The organism is Arthrobacter hankyongi (assembly GCF_022012395.1).
Lineage (GTDB): Bacteria > Actinomycetota > Actinomycetes > Actinomycetales > Micrococcaceae > Crystallibacter > Crystallibacter hankyongi.
This window is the reverse complement of the sequence record NZ_JAKLTQ010000022.1, coordinates 21,410-37,567: the sequence shown is the minus strand read 5'-3', so window position 1 is coordinate 37,567 and position 16,158 is coordinate 21,410. Positions and strand designations below refer to the sequence as shown.

17 protein-coding genes are annotated in these 16,158 nt (G+C 70.3%); all 17 read right to left on the bottom strand.

Going from position 1 to position 16,158, the window contains the following annotated elements:
- Positions 1-138: 138 nt before the first annotated feature.
- Positions 139-486 (bottom strand): histone-like nucleoid-structuring protein Lsr2, encoded by a 348-nt coding sequence (locus LVY72_RS20355; protein ID WP_237825930.1) that lies wholly within the window; start codon positions 484-486, stop codon positions 139-141.
- 319 nt (positions 487-805) lie between these two features.
- Positions 806-973 carry a hypothetical protein gene (locus LVY72_RS20350; RefSeq protein ID WP_237825928.1) on the bottom strand — a complete coding sequence of 56 codons (168 nt, stop codon included), beginning with the start codon at positions 971-973 and terminating at the stop codon, positions 806-808.
- 3 nt (positions 974-976) lie between these two features.
- Positions 977-2,494: a lysine--tRNA ligase gene (lysS, locus tag LVY72_RS20345; protein WP_308190852.1), complete on the bottom strand. Its 1,518-nt coding sequence runs from the start codon at positions 2,492-2,494 to the stop codon at positions 977-979.
- Between the two features lie 35 nt (positions 2,495-2,529).
- Complete coding sequence (gene panC / locus LVY72_RS20340) at positions 2,530-3,465, bottom strand: pantoate--beta-alanine ligase (protein WP_372463739.1); 936 nt, start codon at positions 3,463-3,465, stop codon at positions 2,530-2,532.
- Positions 3,462-4,391: a Rossmann-like and DUF2520 domain-containing protein gene (locus tag LVY72_RS20335; RefSeq protein WP_237825926.1), complete on the bottom strand. Its 930-nt coding sequence runs from the start codon at positions 4,389-4,391 to the stop codon at positions 3,462-3,464. The genes panC and LVY72_RS20335 overlap by 4 nt, the downstream gene beginning before the upstream one ends.
- Positions 4,378-5,934, bottom strand: coding sequence for a PH domain-containing protein (locus LVY72_RS20330; protein ID WP_372463741.1), 1,557 nt, complete (start codon positions 5,932-5,934; stop codon positions 4,378-4,380). The genes LVY72_RS20335 and LVY72_RS20330 overlap by 14 nt, the downstream gene beginning before the upstream one ends.
- Before the next feature lie 2 nt (positions 5,935-5,936).
- Complete coding sequence (locus LVY72_RS20325) at positions 5,937-6,449, bottom strand: PH domain-containing protein (RefSeq protein ID WP_237825925.1); 513 nt, start codon at positions 6,447-6,449, stop codon at positions 5,937-5,939.
- Positions 6,442-6,948: a DUF3180 domain-containing protein gene (locus LVY72_RS20320; RefSeq protein ID WP_237825922.1), complete on the bottom strand. Its 507-nt coding sequence runs from the start codon at positions 6,946-6,948 to the stop codon at positions 6,442-6,444. The genes LVY72_RS20325 and LVY72_RS20320 overlap by 8 nt, the downstream gene beginning before the upstream one ends.
- Before the next feature lie 23 nt (positions 6,949-6,971).
- On the bottom strand, positions 6,972-7,466 hold the full coding sequence (gene folK / locus LVY72_RS20315) for a 2-amino-4-hydroxy-6-hydroxymethyldihydropteridine diphosphokinase (RefSeq protein ID WP_237825921.1): 495 nt from the start codon (positions 7,464-7,466) through the stop codon (positions 6,972-6,974).
- Complete coding sequence (folB, locus tag LVY72_RS20310; protein WP_237825919.1) at positions 7,463-7,849, bottom strand: dihydroneopterin aldolase; 387 nt, start codon at positions 7,847-7,849, stop codon at positions 7,463-7,465. The genes folK and folB overlap by 4 nt, the downstream gene beginning before the upstream one ends.
- 10 nt (positions 7,850-7,859) lie before the next feature.
- A complete protein-coding gene (gene folP / locus LVY72_RS20305; RefSeq protein WP_237825915.1) occupies positions 7,860-8,765 on the bottom strand; it encodes a dihydropteroate synthase in 906 nt (301 codons plus the stop codon).
- A gap of 68 nt (positions 8,766-8,833) precedes the next feature.
- Positions 8,834-9,445 carry a GTP cyclohydrolase I FolE gene (gene folE / locus LVY72_RS20300; RefSeq protein ID WP_237825913.1) on the bottom strand — a complete coding sequence of 204 codons (612 nt, stop codon included), beginning with the start codon at positions 9,443-9,445 and terminating at the stop codon, positions 8,834-8,836.
- Between the two features lie 6 nt (positions 9,446-9,451).
- Complete coding sequence (gene ftsH, locus LVY72_RS20295) at positions 9,452-11,485, bottom strand: ATP-dependent zinc metalloprotease FtsH (RefSeq protein ID WP_237825911.1); 2,034 nt, start codon at positions 11,483-11,485, stop codon at positions 9,452-9,454.
- 147 nt (positions 11,486-11,632) lie between these two features.
- Entirely contained in the window at positions 11,633-12,184 is a 552-nt protein-coding gene (gene hpt / locus LVY72_RS20290; protein ID WP_237825903.1) for a hypoxanthine phosphoribosyltransferase, read from the bottom strand.
- A 13-nt stretch (positions 12,185-12,197) separates the two neighbouring features.
- A complete protein-coding gene (gene tilS, locus LVY72_RS20285; protein ID WP_237825902.1) occupies positions 12,198-13,367 on the bottom strand; it encodes a tRNA lysidine(34) synthetase TilS in 1,170 nt (389 codons plus the stop codon).
- Positions 13,364-14,512: an Rv3626c family coenzyme F420 biosynthesis-associated protein gene (locus LVY72_RS20280; RefSeq protein WP_237825897.1), complete on the bottom strand. Its 1,149-nt coding sequence runs from the start codon at positions 14,510-14,512 to the stop codon at positions 13,364-13,366. Before LVY72_RS20280 ends, tilS begins: the two co-directional genes overlap by 4 nt.
- Positions 14,513-14,694: 182 nt before the next feature.
- Positions 14,695-16,119, bottom strand: coding sequence for a D-alanyl-D-alanine carboxypeptidase/D-alanyl-D-alanine endopeptidase (dacB, locus tag LVY72_RS20275; protein WP_237825895.1), 1,425 nt, complete (start codon positions 16,117-16,119; stop codon positions 14,695-14,697).
- Positions 16,120-16,158: the final 39 nt, after the last annotated feature.

Below are 16,158 nucleotides of genomic sequence, written 5' to 3'. Positions count from 1 at the left end.
CTCCTAGCTACTGCGTACTTTGATGCTACGTGCCCGGCAAGTGAATGTGGGGCCTGTTCGCCCTAGGGGGAAAATCGCGGCCGGACACGGCAGGAGGCGGGCACCGAAGTGCCCGCCTCCTGCCGCCGGTGCCGGCGGTCAGCTGCCGACGGCCTGGCGGTAGGCCTCCAGGATGTTCGACTGCACCCGGCCGCGGTCGCTGACCTGGTAGCCGTGCTCCCGCGCCCAGCTGCGCACCGCCGAGGCATCGTGGCTGCGGACCGCCGCCGGGGTCCTGCCTTTGGCGCCGCGGCCGGCCGCCTCCCGGCGGGGCGCCTCCTCGCGGGCCTTCGCCACAAAGGGCTTGAGGGCATCGCGCAGCGCCTGGGCATTCGCCGTGGTCAGGTCAATGACATAGTTTTTCGAGTCGAGGCTGAAGTGGACGGTTTCGTCGGCCTTTCCACCATCCAGGTCGTCAGTCTTAACAAGCACGTATTCCTGCGCCACTCTCGGCTCCTTATGTATGGTCCTGAATTAATGGCCTCCCCAGGGCCAGTCCGATTATGTCCCATGGGGCTTTAGCAGGCAACATGTCCAGTGTGATTGTTAGGATGAATGCCTAACGGATTCCGGCCGCGGAATTAATCGGATCCGGACATTTTCAGCATAACGCCGCGGACGCTATCGGACACCGGCCGATTGGCTTTCGACGGTCCGTACAATGTCCCCCCGGGCAGGGCAAGGCGCCGGTGCCCCTGAGGGACACCGGCGCCCATAATCCGGCAATCTATTCCGGCCGGAAACAGCCCCCGGGCGGCAATTCCGGCTATTGTCCGGAATTGTCGCGATTGGCGGCGGTTCCGGCATCCGCCTCGCGCTCGGCCTCGGCCAATGCCTGGCGTTCCTTGCGGTCGGCATTAAAGAGCGCCTTCATGACGAAGTAGAACAACAATCCAACGCAGGCCGAGGGGGCCAGCACCCACAGGTATTCCATCAACTATCCCAATTCAGGCTTCAGCAGCGGGAACAGGATGGTCTCCCGGATTCCCGCCTGGGTGAAAAGCATGACCAGCCGGTCGATGCCCAGGCCGATGCCGCCCATCGGCGGCGCACCGTATTCGAGGGCGCGCAGGAAGTCCTCGTCCAGCTGCATCGCCTCGTGGTCGCCGGAGGCGGCCTTGCGCGACTGTTCCACCAGCCGCTCGCGCTGGATGACCGGGTCGATCAGCTCGGAGAACGCGGTGCCGCGTTCCATGCCGCCGATGATCAGGTCCCAGGCCTCGATCAGTCCGGGCCGGTCGCGGTGGTGCCGGGCCAGCGGCTGGGCCGCCGGCGGGTAGTCGTAGACGAAGGTCGGCTGCAGCAGCGTCGGCTCCACGATCTCGCCGAAAAGCTCGATGACGATCTTCTGCGTGTCCCACTGCGGCTCCACCTTGACCCCGTGCTTGGCCGCGATGTCGCGCAGCACGTGGCCGCTGGTTTCCGGCGTGATTTCGACCCCCACCGCTTCGGACAGTCCGGGGTACACGCCCAGCCAGCGCCATTCCCCATTCAGGTCGATGGTGCCCTTGTCGGTCTCGATCACGCGCGTGCCCACCGCGTCCGCGGCGTTGAGGATCATTTCCTGCATCCGCTCGGCCATCACGAACTGGTCGGCGTAGGCCTCGTAGCTTTCCAGCGTGGTGAATTCGGGGCTGTGCGTGGAGTCCACGCCCTCGTTGCGGAAAATGCGCCCGATCTCGAAGACCCGGTCGATCCCGCCGACGACGGCGCGCTTGAGGTACAGCTCGGTGGCGATGCGCAGCGTCATGTCCTGGTCGAAGGCGTTCAGGTGGGTGTGGAACGGGCGGGCCGCGGCGCCACCGTGGACCAGCTGCAGTATCGGGGTCTCCACCTCCACGTAGCCGTGGCCGTGCAGGGTCTCGCGGATCGAGCGGACCACGGCGGCACGGGTGTAGACCATCTGCCGGGCCTCGCCGCGGGTGATCAGGTCCACGTAGCGCTGGCGCACGCGGGTTTCCTCGTTCAGCCCGGCGTGCAGCACCGGCAGCGGGCGCAGGGCCTTGGAGGCCATGGACCAGGAGTCGGCCATGACGGAAAGCTCGCCGCGCTTGGAACTGATCACCTCGCCGTGGATGAAGACGTGGTCGCCCAGGTCCACCAGCGCCTTCCAGTCCGCCAGCGCGTCCTCGCCCACGTTGGCCAGGCTGAGCATGGCCTGCAGCCGCGTCCCGTTGCCTTCCTGCAGGGTCGCGAAGCACAGCTTGCCGGTGTTGCGGACGAACACCACACGGCCGGTCACCCCGACGATGTCGCCGGTGGTTTCGTCCGCCTCGAGATGGCCGTACTTTTCCCGGATCTCGGCCAGCGTGTGCGTGCGCTCCACCCCGACCGGGTAGGGTTCCATGCCGCGCTCGAGCAGCTTGGCGCGCTTTTCCATGCGGACGCGCGTCTGCTCGGAGGCATCTGCTGCCTCGACGGGATGGGCGGGGGCGGGGTGGTGTTCACGGGTCACGGTAGTTAAGGTTACCGTTACCGCGGCCGTGCTTCCTATCGCGGTTCGGCTCCCGGACCCTGGCCGGCGCCGAGCCGGACGTTGTCGATCAGCCGCACCGGCCCCACCCGGGCCGCCGCCAGGGCCAGCGCCTCCCCGGTGAAGGGCGTGTCCTGGCAGTTGAACGCCAGCGGCGCCAGGCTGGCCGGATCCACCACTTCCAGGTAGTCCAGCTCCACCAGCGGCACCGAGCCGATCATGGCCAGCGCACCGTTGAGGTCCAGCGGCTCGTGCCGGTCCGCCTGCCCCTTCAGGTAGTGCAGGCTGCGCGAGAGCACCAGGGCCGCCTCGCGCTCGGCCGGGGACAGGAAGCGGTTGCGGCTGGAGAGTGCCAGGCCGTCCGCGTCCCGGACAATCGGCACCCCCACGATTTCCACCGGGAAGTCCAAGTCAGCCACCATCCGCCGCACCAGGGCCAGCTGCTGCGCATCCTTCTGGCCGAAGTAGGCGCGGAAGTCGGCCGGCAGCGCCGGCAGCGCGTAGTGCAGCAGCTTGGCGACCACGGTCAGCGCGCCGTCGAAGTGCCCCGGCCGGGAGGCGCCTTCGAGCGTCTCCCCGAGCCGGCCCGCGGAGATCCGCACCAGCGGTTCGCCGTCCGGATAGACCTCCTGGACCGCGGGCGCGAACACAATGTCCGCGCCGGCCGAAGCCAGCAGGTCAAGGTCCGCCTCGAGCGTGCGCGGGTAGCGCTGCAGGTCGGCGGCCTCGCCGAACTGCAGCGGATTGACGAAAATCGAGACCACAACGACGTCGTTGGCGCCCCGCGCCGCGTCCACCAGGGCCGCGTGGCCGCTGTGCAGAGCGCCCATGGTGGGCACCAGCGCCTGGCTGGCCCGGCCGGACCGGTGCCTTTCGGCCGCGGCGCCGAGCAGCTCGGTGCTGGCTTCCTTCAGCTCCGCCTGGGTGGTGACAAGCCGCGGGCGCGTGCTCACTGGGGGTCCTCCTGATCGTTGAGGGGTGTGGTCCGGGGCGAAAGGATGTCCAGGATGTCGGTGGCTTGGCCGTCCTTGAGCAGGCCGCGGGCCAGCGCACGCTTGGCCGTGGCGCGGGCCAGCTCTTCGTAGGCCTGCCGGATGTCGGTGGCCCCGGTCTCCACCTCGTAGTGCATCAGGGCCTCCCGGTGCACCCGCACGGTGCCGGTGTCGCCGCGGGCCACCGGGCCGGTCAGCGCCGCTTCCCCGGAGGCCAGCGCGTTCTCCAGCGAGGCCCGCATCAGCGGCCCGAGCAGCCGGTCCGGCTGTTCGGCCCCGGCCGCCGCCAGCAGCTGCGCGGACTGGGCCGCAATGGTCACCAGGTGGTTGGAGGCGTGCGCGAGCGCGGCGTGGTAGAGCGGGCGGTCCCGCTCCTGGATGACTACCGGTTCGGCGCCCATCTCCACCACCAGGGCCTGGGCGATCGGCAGGACCGGGCGGTCGGCGGTGACGCCGAAGGCGCAGTCGGTGAGCCGGGTCAGGTCCAGGCTCAGGCCGGTGAAGGTCATCGCCGGGTGGATGGCCAGCGGGATCGCCCCCATCGCCCGGGCCGGCGCCAGCACGCCGGTGCCGTGGCGGCCGCTGGTGTGCACCACCAGCTGTCCCGGCTGCCAGGCGCCGGTGCCGGCCAGGCCGGCCACCAGCTCCGGCAGGGCGTCGTCGGGCACCGCCAGCAGGACCAGCTCGGCGCGCTCGATGACCTCGGGAATCGCCAGCACCGGCACGCCCGGCAGCAGGTTCTCCGCCCGTTCCCGGCTGGCGGCAGAGACCGCGGAGACGCCCACGACGGCGTGCCCGGCGGCGCGCAGCGCCGCACCCAGGACGGCACCGACCTTGCCGGCGCCGACGACGCCGATCCCCAGCCGTCCGGGCTTAGCCTCTGCCATGGTCCTGCTCCAGTTGCTCGTCTTTTTCGTCTTGCGCGTCGTTCACGGCGATCGCGGGGCCGGTGTCCGTTGCGGGTCCGCTGCCGGGCCGCTGCTCGAGCCAGCGCTCGGGCACCGCGATCCGCCGCGCCGCCGCGGCGCGGGCGGCCTGTTCGTCGAAGAGCAGGCGGGCCGCCGCCGTGTCCAGCTGCCGCACCCGCGGGTCCACCGGCCCCACGGTCGTGTGCAGGCGCAGGTCCGCCAGTCCCAGCCGGCGGGCCAGCGGTCCCTGGTGCAGCGCGATGGACTGGGTCCGTTCGTGCGGCACCACGGCCAGTTCCCGCCACAGGGCGCCCGAGCGGGCCAGCAGCGCCGTCCCGGTGGCGGCATAGCCGTTGCGCCGGAAACTCAGCGGCGAGAGCCAGCGCGCCCGGCGCGGCGAGGTGCGGAAGCCGGCGCCGCTGCCGCTGCCCGCCAGCCCTGCGCCGAAGACCGCCAGCGGGTCCGGCGTGCCCGGGTCCGGCAGCACCAAGGCCAGGATCTGCATCACGTCCTGGCGGGTGCCCACCGGCAGCAGCGTGGTCCGGGCGGCGGCGTTCTCGCCGCCGGCTCCGTAGCCGGCCACGTTCACGCGCATCCGGTACCAGCCCTTGGCCCGCCACAGCGGCGGCTGCGAGACCGAAACCGCCTGCACCCGTCCGGGCGGGACGGTCTGGGCCCGGGTTTCCAGCAGCCCGTAGCGCAGCCGGATCCCGTCCGGGGAAATGGCGGCGCGGAAATTGTATGCGGTGCTGAAGAAGCCCCAGTAGCCCGCGGCGGTGCCGAACAGGGTCGGCAGCAGCACCGCCATGGCCGCCGGGGTGTCGGCCAGCCAGGCCAGTACCGCCGCGGCGGCCACGGCCAGGACCAGGAACACGGTGGTGCCCGAGAGCAGCGCGGCGCCGGCCACCCGGCCGCCGGGCACGGCCAGGACCTGCTGCTCGGGCGCCTCGGGGGCCTCCTCGGGCTTCGCCGGGTCGAGCCGGATGCCGGCGGCGTGCGCGAGAATGGCCGCCCGCAGCCGCTGGGCGTCGGCCAGCGGCAGGTAGGCCAGGCGCACCGCGGACTCGCCGGCGTCGGCCACCTCGAATTTCAGTTCGGCCAGGGCGAAGATGCGTGCCAGCAGCGGCTGGACGATGTCGATGGCCTGGACCCGGTCCAGGCGCGCCTGCCGGTGCTGGCGGAACAGGATGCCCGAATTGACCCGGACGTGGTCGCCGGTGATCTGGTAGCGGGTGAACCACCAGGACAGCACGTAGCCGCCCACCAGCAGCACCAGCACCACGCCCAGGGCGGCGGCGGTCCAGCCGAGCCGGCCGTCCGCGACGGCCCAGACCGGTTCCCCGCGGAAGAAGCCCTCGAACCAGTCCCGGCCGAAGAAATAGGCAATGGCGGCCAGCGCGATCCAGCCGCGGACGAACGGCGAGACCGGATGCACGCGGTGCCAGGTGCCGGCCGGATCCGGTGCCAGCGTTCCGGACGCGCCGTCGGGCCCGGCACCCGTGCCGGACAGCGGCTCCGGAATGCTCACAGCCCGGCCAGCCTTGCCTGTCCGCGCGCCGAGAGCTGTTCGCGCAGCCGGGCAGCCTCGGCCTCCGGCAGCCCGGGCAGGGCCGCGATGGTGGCCGGCGAGGCGGTGTGCAGCTTGATCGAGGCCAGTCCGAACGCGCGCTCCAGCGGCCCGACGGCAACGTCCACGTACTGCATCCTGCCGTACGGGACGACCATCACCCGCTGGAAGAAGATACCACCGCGGATCAGCAGGTCATCGTCCCGTTCGGCATAGCCGATGGCCCTGGTCTGGCGCGGGATCAGCGCGCCGCGCCAGAGCGCCACGGCCAGCTCCAGGGCCGGCAGCAGCCAGGCCAGCCAGAGCGGGAAGGCCGGCCAGATCCCGCTCAGCGTCAGCACCAGCGGCACGCTGAGCACCGCGGTGCCCACCAGCGTCGCCGCTGCCCAGCCGATCAGGCGCACGGTGATGTATTTAGGTGAGACCCGGGACCAGGCAATTCCGGCCGGATCGATCGGCTCCTTAGGCATACTCCCCCTCGCCCGCCGTTTCCGGGCCCTCCTTCTTCAGGTCCTTGAGGGCATCCGGTTCGTCCGGCGGCAGCTTGCAGAAACGCTCGACCACCAGGCCGACGACGACCATCACCAGCCCGGCCCCGATCATTACCAGCACCTGCCAGAGCACCGCGCCGCCGGGCCGGTAGGCCAGCAGCGCCAGCTGGTCCACCAGGATGCCGGCATGCCAGCCGATGATCAGCCCGCCGGCGTAGGCGCAGGCCTGGGCCAGCACCAGCGTGCGGGCGGCCAGTACCGGGTTCAGCTCGCGGTCCCGCCGGCCGTTGCGCCAGCGCCGCACCCGCAGGCCCAGCACCAGCGTGAACACCGCGACGGCCGCCATCGTGGCCAGCGAACTCAGGTGCAGCACGGGCACCGGCAGCGAGGCACGCAGGGCGAGCAGGTTCGCCAGCCAGCCGATGACGGCGCTGCTGAGGATGATCAGCCCGAGCCAGCTGTATTTGACGGTTCTCATCGCGCGGCGCCCATCCCGGCCGTTCAGTCCCCGGGCCCGAAAGGTTGGAGGCCGTCCAGGTCCGCGGCCGCGGCGGCCAGCTGTCCCACCGGGACCCCGTTGAGTGTGGCCGACGAATCCATCCACGCCCACGGCTGCAGCACGAAGGCACGCTCGGCCGCCCGCGGGTGCGGAATGGTCAGCCGCTCATCGTCCAGGACCAGGTCCCCGTAGGTGATGATGTCGATGTCCAGCGTGCGCGGACCCCAGCGGACATCGCGCGCCCGGTGGTGCTTGTTCTCCACCGCCTGGCAGTGTGCCAGCAGCTCGAACGGGGCCAGGTCCGTCTCGACCTCGATCACCATGTTCAGGTAGTCCGGCTGGTCCGCGGGCCCGCCCACCGGTTTGGTCTGCACCACCGGGGAAACCTCGCGCAGCCGCACCTGCGGGGTGTCCACCAGGTCCGCCACCGCCAGCGACAGGGTGTCGCTGCGTTCGCCCAGGTTGCTGCCCAGGGCCAGCACCGCCCGGACGCTCACCGGTCCTGCTCCCGGTAGATGCTGACGGTCACGTCGCCGAAGGGCACCTCGATCGGCGCCTGCGGCTTGTGCACCGTCACTTCCACGGCGCTGACGGCAAAGGCCCCGAGCACGCCGGCGGCGATCCGCTCGGCCAGGGTCTCGATCAGGTTCACCGGGTCCCCGGCGATGATGTCGCGGACCTGGTTGGCCAGCGCGCCGTAGTTGGCGGTGCGCTCCAGCTCGTCCGTGGCGGCCGCCGCGCGGGTGTCCGTATGCAGCGCGACGTCGACGATGAACTGCTGGCCGTCGCGGCGTTCATGCTCGAAGACCCCGTGGTAGCCGACGGCGGAAATGCCGCTGAGCTTGATGATGTCGGGGCGTGCGGCGGTACTGGCACCCATTGGCACCGGCCTACCTGGCCCAGGCCGCGGCGACCTTGACCGCGTCGAGGTTGGCTCCGGCGTCGTGCACGCGCACGCCCCAGGCACCGTTGACGGCAGCCAGCGCGGTGACGGCCAGCGTCGCGTCGTCGCGCTCCTTGGGCGCCGCCGCGGCGCCGTCGGCGCTGAGCAGGCTGCCCAGGAACCGCTTGCGCGAGGCGGCCACCAGCACCTTGTGGCCCAGCCCGGCCAGCTGCGGCAGCGCCCGCAGCAGCGCCCAGTTGTGCTCGCCCTTCTTGGAAAAGCCCAGCCCCGGATCCAGGATGATCTGTTCGGGGGCCACGCCGGCGGCCACGAAGCGGTCCCGCAGCTCGGTCAGCTCGGCCACCACCTCGGCCACGACGTCGTGGTACCGGGCGTTCGGGTCCTGGTTGCTGGCCGACCCGCGGCTGTGCATGAGGATGTAGGGGACCTTGCGCTCGGCCACCAGTTCCGGCATGCCCGGCTCGAAGTTCAGCCCGGAGACGTCGTTGATGATGCCGGCGCCGGCATCCAGCGCCGCGCGGGCGGTGTCGACGTGCATCGTGTCGACACTCACCAGGGCGCCGGCCTTGACCAGGGCTTCGATCACGGGCAGGATGCGCGCCTGCTCCTCGGCCGGGCTGACCGGGGTGTGCCCGGGCCGGGTGGATTCACCGCCGACGTCAATGACGTCCGCCCCGCCGTAGTGCAGCTTGAGGCCGTAGGCGATCGCGGACTCACGGTCGGTGTGCTCGCCGCCGTCGCTGAAGGAATCCGGCGTAACGTTGAGGATGGCCATGACCACCGCGCGGTCCGTGGGCAGGTCCGAGAACTTCTTGGGCGCACGTACCTTGCGCAGCGCGGGCAGCGGGGAGGTCGCCGGCCCGGTGCCCGGAACCGCCGCAAGTGAATCCATCAATGTCTGTTACCGCTTCCTGTTCTTCCTATTCCGGTCTGGCCTGGTGCCGACCCCGGATCCGCGGCCTACCGGCCGAGGATCAGGCTCATTGCCTCGGCCCGGGTGGCCTGCTGGCGCAGCTGGCCGCGCACCGCGGAGGTGACGGTCTTGGCCCCGGGCTTGCGCACCCCGCGCATGGACATGCACAGGTGCTCGCACTCGATGACCACGATCGCCCCGCGCGGCCGCAGGTGCTCCTCGAGCGCCTCGACGATCTGCGTGGTCAGCCGCTCCTGCACCTGGGGCCGGCGCGCGTAGATTTCCACCAGCCGGGCCAGCTTGCTCAGCCCCGTCACCCTACCTTCCGCGGAGGGAATATAGCCAATGTGGGCCAGGCCGTGGAACGGCACCAGATGGTGTTCGCAGGTGGAGTAGAAGGGGATGTCCCGGACCAGGACCAGCTCTTCGTGGTCGATGTCGAAGGTCACCCCGAGTACGTCAGCGGGGTCCTGGTGCAGGCCGGCGAACATCTCGGCATAGGCCTTGGCCACCCGCCGGGGCGTCTCCAGCAGCCCGTCGCGGTCCGGGTCCTCGCCCACGGCAATCAGGATTTCCCGGACGGCCTTCTCGATCCGGTCCTGGTCGACGGTGCCGTCGATCTCCAACTCGGCGATCTCATCATCGTATGCGGTCACCATAGGATCCTAGCCGTCCGACCCCGGTCCAGCCTCGCCGGGCAGCTCGGCGCCCTTGACCGGGTCGACGATGACGGACCCGTGGCCTTCCTCGCCGCGCCGGGAATTGGCGCGGGCGGCCGCCTCGGCGCGTTCCTTCGGGGACATCACCGGGGGCAGGTCCTGGACCGGACGGGTCTCCTTGGAGAGCCAGACGTGGCGCTCGTCGCGCTTGCGCAGGTCCTGGAAAATGTCGGCGATCTCGGCCTGGTTCAAGGTTTCGCGCTCGAGCAGCGCCAGTGCCAGCCGGTCCAGCACGTCCCGGTTCTCGGTCAGGATCGCGTAGGCCTCGTCGTGGGCGTTGTCGATCAGCCGGCGGACCTCCTCATCCACCACGAAGGCGACATGGTCCGAGTAGTTGCGCTCATGGGACATATCCCGGCCCAGGAACGGCTCGCCGCCGCCCTGGCCCAGCTTCACCGCGCCCACGCGTTCGCTCATGCCGTACTGGGTGATCATCTTCCGGGCGGTGCCGGTGGCCTTTTCGATGTCGTTCGAGGCGCCGGTGGACGGATCGTGGAAGACAATCTCCTCGGCCACGCGGCCGCCCATGGCATAGGCCAGCTGGTCCAGCAGTTCGTTGCGGGTCACCGAGTACTTGTCATCCTCGGGAACCACCATGGTGTAGCCCAGGGCCCGGCCGCGCGGCAGGATGGTGACCTTGGTGACCGGCGCGGTGTTGCGCAGCGCGGCGGCGACCAGGGCATGCCCACCCTCATGGTAGGCAGTGATCTTGCGCTCGTGCTCCCGCATCACGCGCGAACGCTTCTGCGGTCCGGCCATCACGCGGTCGATCGCCTCGTCCAGCGCACGGTCGTCGATCAGCTGGGCATTGGAGCGCGCGGTGAGCAGGGCGGCCTCGTTGAGCACGTTGGCCAGGTCCGCGCCGGTGAAACCCGGGGCGCGCTTGGCCAGCGACCTCAGGTCCACGCCCGGGGCCATCGGCTTGCCGGCGGCGTGGACCTGCAGGATCCGCTCGCGGCCGGCCAGGTCCGGGGCCTCCACCGCCACCTGGCGGTCGAAGCGGCCCGGGCGCAGCAGCGCCGGGTCCAGCACGTCCGGGCGGTTCGTGGCGGCGATCAGGATGACGTTGGTCTTCACATCGAAGCCGTCCATCTCGACCAGCAGCTGGTTCAGCGTCTGCTCGCGCTCGTCGTTGCCGCCGCCGACGCCGGCGCCGCGGTGCCGGCCGACGGCGTCGATCTCGTCCACGAAGATGATGGCCGGCGAATTGGTCTTGGCCTGCTCGAACAGGTCGCGCACGCGGGAGGCGCCCACGCCGACGAACATCTCGACGAAGTCCGAACCGGAGATGGAGAAGAAGGGCACCCCGGCCTCGCCGGCGACGGCGCGGGCCAGCAGGGTCTTGCCGGTGCCGGGCGGGCCGTAGAGCAGCACACCCTTGGGGATCTTGGCCCCGACGGCCTGGAACTTGCCCGGTTCCTGCAGGAATTCCTTGATTTCGTGCAGTTCCTCCACGGCCTCGTCCACGCCGGCCACGTCCGCGAAGGTCACCTGCGGCATGTCCTTGGAAATCAGCTTGGCCTTGGACTTGCCGAACTGCATCACCTTCGAGCCGCCGCCCTGCATGCGCGAGAGCAGGAACCAGAAGATCAGGCCGATGATCAGGATGGGCAGGACCAGGCTGATGAAGCTGGTGAACCAGTTGTTCTCCACCGGCTGGTCCGTGTAGGCGTCCACCTTGGAGGTGCTGACCGCCTGGACCACTTCCGGCCCGCGCGGCTGGCTGTAGAAGAACGTAACGTTCTTGCCCTTGTTCGAGCCGTCAACCACGTAGTCATCCCGGAGGGTCAGCTCCACGCTCTGCGCGCCGTCGCTGATCCGCGCTTCCTGCGCCTTGTTTTCACGCAGCAACTGCAGGCCGACGCTCGTGTCCACGCGGGTGGACTGCGGCCCGGCCAGGTTGGGCACGGCGATCAGCAGGATTGCCAGGACCAGCACAATCCAAAAGATCGGTCCCTTGAAAATGTTCTTCAATTTCATGCGTGTTGGGGGCTTGGCGCCCCGTCCTCCTGCTTGTTAGCGCGTGGTGCTGATGGGTCCGCTATACACAGCTATACACCGTCCGGAATGGATCACGCACGGCGGGAAAGATTAGTTCCCGCACGGCGAACAAGCAAGCCTCCCGGTTTATTCGTAGACGTGCGGCGCCAGCGTGCCCACGAAGTCCAGGTTGCGGTACTTCTCCGCGAAGTCCAGGCCGTAGCCGACCACGAACTCGTTGGGGATGTCGTAGCCGACGTACTTGACGTCGATGTCCACCTTGGCCGCGGCCGGCTTGCGCAACAGCGTGCAGATCTCCACCGAGGCCGGACCGCGCGAGATCAGGTTCGTCTTCAGCCAGGACAGGGTCAGCCCGGAGTCGATGATGTCCTCGACGATGAGCACGTGCTTGCCCATCAGGTCCGTCTCCAGATCCTTCAGGATCCGGACCACGCCGGAGGACTGGGTGCCCGAGCCGTAGGAGGAAACCGCCATCCAGTCCATCTTCAGGTGGCTGCGCAGCGCGCGGGCCAGATCCGCCATGATCATCACGGCACCCTTGAGCACGCCCACGAGGAGCACCTCGCGGCCCTCGTAGTCCTTGTCGATTTCCGCAGCCAGTTCCGCCACCCGCTGCTGGATCTGCTCCTTGGTGTACAGAACGTGCTTGAGGTCCGCCTGGACGTCGCTGGTTTCCACCAATTGCTCCCGTTTAGTCATCTGGGTTGCCGGCCTGCCTGCCGGTTGTTCTAAAAACTAGATTGCCATAGCCGCGACCGTCTTGGGGAACCGGATGCCCGCGGGAACGGCGGTAGACGCTGACCTTGCCGGCCAATTGCACCGGCCCGGCCGAGCCCTGCCGCTTCAACAGCGCCTCGGCCGCCAGCAGCCGCTCGTAGCTGGGGTTCTCCCCGCCCATTTCGGCCGTGGCCAGCGCAATCACCCGGTGCCGCATCGCCGCCGGAAGCTCCGCCAGCCCGGCGCGGTCCAGTTCGATTCCCCCGCCGGCCGGGCACCGCAGCCGGGCATATTCGGTCCGGGCCAGGCTGTCCAGATAGTCGGCGTCCGCCCGCAGGATCCGCGCCGAGCGCCACAGCGCGTGGGCCACCCCCGGCCCCAGCTGCTCTTCCAGGAACGGCAGCACCTGGCTGCGTACCCGCGAGCGCAGGAAGGCCGGATCCGCGTTCGTCGGGTCGTGCCACGGCTCCAGGCCTTCGACCCGGCACAGTTCCTCGGTGTCCGCCCGGCGCAGGCCCAGGAACGGGCGCAGGAAGATCCCGCGCCGGGCCGGCATGCCCGCCAGCGAGCGCGTGCCGGAGCCGCGGCCCAGCCCCAGCAGTACCTGTTCGGCCTGGTCGTCGAGGGTGTGCCCGAGCAGTACCGCCACGGCACCGAGCTCGGCGGCGGCCTCCTCCAGGGCGGCATAGCGGGCGGTCCGCGCCGCGGCCTCCGGCCCCATCCCGGAGGCCCGGACCTGCACGCGGCGCACCTGCACCGGAGCCAGGCCCAGCTGCCGCAGCTGCCCGGCGGCCCGTTCGGCGACGGCCCCGCTGCCGTCCTGCAGCCCGTGGTCGACGACGACGGCGCCGACCCGGTACGCCCGCGTGCCGTCCCGGCGCAGGCGGCCGAAGAAGGCCGCCACCGCGGCCAGTGCAAGGGAATCCGGTCCGCCGCTGCAGGCCACCAGCAGCAGCGGCGGCCCGTCGGGCTCGGACGCGGCGCCGGACACAGGACCCAGGTCTGGCTGGTCCGGCAGCAGTTCCAGTGCGGCGCGCACCTGGTTGCGGGCGGTACCCGCCAGGGGGTGCAGCCGCCGCTTGCGCAGCCGCCGCATGTCGCGACTGCCGGTGCGGCCGCCGGTATCCGGGTCCTCCGGGCTCATGCCCGGGACAGGTCCATGCGGCTGATCCACAGGTCGGGCTGGTGGATCTCCTCCTCGGTCGGCAGGTTCCCGGCGCGTTCCCAGACCTTGTTGAAGCCCTCCATGCCGATCTGGTCCACCACCGCGCGGACGAACTTGGCGCCGTCGGTGTACTGGCGTGCCTTGGCGTCCAGGCCCATCAGCTTGCGCACCCAGTTCTCCAGCGCACTGCGGGTCTTGCTGCGCGCGTTGAAGCGCTGCCGGATGGTCTTGACAGTGGGCACCACGGAGGCGTCGATGGCATCCATGACCACGTTGGCATGGCCCTCGAGCAGGCTCATCACCGCCGTCAGGTGTGAGAAGACCGCCTTCTCCTCCGGACCGCGGAACAGCTCGAGCAGGCTGCCCGCGGTGCTGTCGCCGGCCGGTTCCTGGCCCCCGGCCACCTGCTTGGCGCTGGAGGCCAGCACCTTGAGGGCCTGCTGCAGGCGTTCGCCGAGGGTGTCCGCCTTCGCGGCAATGCTGGTGGAAAGTTCGCTGATCTGTTCGAGCATGTGCTCGCGCAGCCAAGGCGCGGCGGCAAACTGCACCCGGTGCGTCTGCTCGTGCAGGCAGACCCAGAGCCGGAAGTCCTCCGGCACCACGTTCAGTTCCTGCTCGATGGCGATGATGTTCGGCGCCACCAGCAGCAGCCGGCCGCCCGCCGGGCCGCCGGGCAGCAGCGCCGCGAACGGATCGTACTGGCCGAGCACCTTGCTGGCAAGGAAGGAGAGGATGGCGCCCATCTGGGTCCCGGTCAGCGTGCTGCCCAGCGCCGTCGCGGCGCTCTTGAGCTGGTCCGGGCGCTTCTCGGCCAGCGCCTTCAGGGCCGGCTGCAGCATGATCTCGAAGCTGCGTGCGTTGGCCTTGGCCCAGGCGGCGCGGTCCACGATCAGCACCTGGGAGTCGCGCAGGTCCTGGGCCGCGGACAGGCCGGTGATCCGGTGCACGTGCTCCACCGAGACGTCTGCGAGCCGGCGCAGGTTGTCGACGGCGGCCTGGATCTGGGCGCCGGAGAGCTTGGGGCCGGCCGGAGTCAGCCGGGCTGCGGTGGTGGCCGCCAGTTCCCAGTTGATCAGCGGGGGCGGGGTGGCTGGACCGTTTGCTGGGCTGTTTGTAGTGTCCATCAGTTCACATCAGATCACATGTCGGTGCCTGCGGTCACGGGCCGTTCGCTCAGCGCGCATAGCACTTTCCCGCCGTCGGGCCGGGATGAATCTGTCCAGCCAGGCGCATCCTGCAGTGTGCAGGTTCGCAAGCTGCCCGCTTGGGACCGGGCAAAAGCGGGCGGGCATGTCCGGCCCGCCGGTCAGCGGCAGCCGCAGCCGGCCAGCGCGGTCGCCGCGCGGTCCGCGGCGGCGCGGGCCTGCGCCGTCGAATTGTCCAGGCCGTTGGCGACGAACGAGAACACCAGCAGCCGGTTCTCCGCGGTCACCACGTAGCCGGTCAGCGAGGTGACCTCGTTGAGTGTGCCCGTCTTGGCCCGGACCAGCCCGGCCCCGGCCTGGTTTTCCACCGTGTACCGGCCGTCCAGGGTGCCGCTCAGCCCGGCGATGGGCAGGCCGGCCAGCCCGGCGCGCAGGGAGGTATTGGCCCCGTTGGTGATCGAGGCGACGACGGCGGCCAACTGCACGGTGGAGACCTGGTTGCGCATGGACAGCCCGCTGGCATCGGTGATCAGCATCCCGCCGGTAGGCACGCCGAGCCGGGCCACCGCTTCCCGGACGGCCTCGGTACCACCGCCGAACGAGCCGGGCTTGCCGCTGGCCAGCGCGGTGTTGCGGGCCAGCACCTCGGCCACGTAGTTGTCCGATTCCTGCAGCATGTAGTCGATCTGGTCCGCCACCGGCGCGGACTGTACCCGGGCCACTTCGGACGCCTTGGCCGGGGCGGTGCCGCGCGCGACGCCGCCGGTCACAGTGATGCCGCTGCCCGCCGTTTCCTTGGCCAGCGCGTTCCGGAAGGCCTGGCCGGCCGCCAGCGCCGGGTCCGCCGCATACACGCTGCCGCCGGCCGAGGTGCGCCCGGCATACATGGCCAGCGGATAGACCGGACCGACCTGGCCGGAGGCCACGTCGGCAGGATCCCAGCCCGGGCTGATCACCGGTCCGGCATAGGCGGTATCGTCCACCACGACCGTGAGCGGGCCGCGGAAATCCTCCGCCTTCAGCTGCTTGGCCGCCGCGGCTGCGAGGGTGGCCAGCCCGGCGTGGGCGAAGCCGCCCGACGGCGTGGCCTGGGTGCCCGATTTCCCGGCAGTGAGCAGGCTGTCCCCGCCGCCGCGCAGCACCAGGATGCCCGGCTTGCTGCCGCGCAGCACCGATGTGGTGAAAGTCTCCTCCGGCCCCAGCACGGACAGGGCCGCGGCCGCCGTGAGCAGCTTCATGTTCGACGCCGGGATGCGCGGTTCCTGACCGGACCGGTTGTAGAGCATCTGGCCGGTGGCCGCATCGGCGACCGTGCCCGTGAAGCTCCCGGCGCCGTCGAACGCCAGCGCGTTGTCCAGCACGCCGGCCAGGATCTTTGGTTCCGGCATCGGCGCCGAATCCTTCAGGATGCCAATGCCCTCGGGCCCGGAAAGCCGGGTGGGCACCTGCTGTGCCGGGTGCGCCGCGGCGGGCTTGGCGGCCGGGCTCCAGTCCGCCTGGGCCAGGTTCACGCCCACGGGCACGGCGACGGCGGCATAGACGGCGGCGAGCAACACGGAAGTGAGCGCGCGGAAGCCACGGTTCATGCTGTCCTCCCGTTGATGATGCGCCCCGATCATGAACGC

Bases quoted from the DNA above. Each gene is read 5' to 3' on its own strand.
- ftsH (WP_237825911.1), bottom strand. From the start codon at position 11,485: ATGAAATTGAAGAACATTTTCAAGGGACCGATCTTTTGGATTGTGCTG.
- folP (WP_237825915.1), bottom strand. From the start codon at position 8,765: ATGGATTCACTTGCGGCGGTTCCGGGCACCGGGCCGGCGACCTCCCCG.
- LVY72_RS20280 (WP_237825897.1), bottom strand. From the start codon at position 14,512: ATGGACACTACAAACAGCCCAGCAAACGGTCCAGCCACCCCGCCCCCG.
- LVY72_RS20335 (WP_237825926.1), bottom strand. From the start codon at position 4,391: ATGGCAGAGGCTAAGCCCGGACGGCTGGGGATCGGCGTCGTCGGCGCC.
- dacB (WP_237825895.1), bottom strand. From the start codon at position 16,119: ATGAACCGTGGCTTCCGCGCGCTCACTTCCGTGTTGCTCGCCGCCGTC.
- tilS (WP_237825902.1), bottom strand. From the start codon at position 13,367: ATGAGCCCGGAGGACCCGGATACCGGCGGCCGCACCGGCAGTCGCGAC.
- LVY72_RS20320 (WP_237825922.1), bottom strand. From the start codon at position 6,948: ATGAGAACCGTCAAATACAGCTGGCTCGGGCTGATCATCCTCAGCAGC.
- folB (WP_237825919.1), bottom strand. From the start codon at position 7,849: ATGGGTGCCAGTACCGCCGCACGCCCCGACATCATCAAGCTCAGCGGC.
- LVY72_RS20350 (WP_237825928.1), bottom strand. From the start codon at position 973: ATGGAATACCTGTGGGTGCTGGCCCCCTCGGCCTGCGTTGGATTGTTG.
- LVY72_RS20325 (WP_237825925.1), bottom strand. From the start codon at position 6,449: ATGCCTAAGGAGCCGATCGATCCGGCCGGAATTGCCTGGTCCCGGGTC.
- folE (WP_237825913.1), bottom strand. From the start codon at position 9,445: ATGGTGACCGCATACGATGATGAGATCGCCGAGTTGGAGATCGACGGC.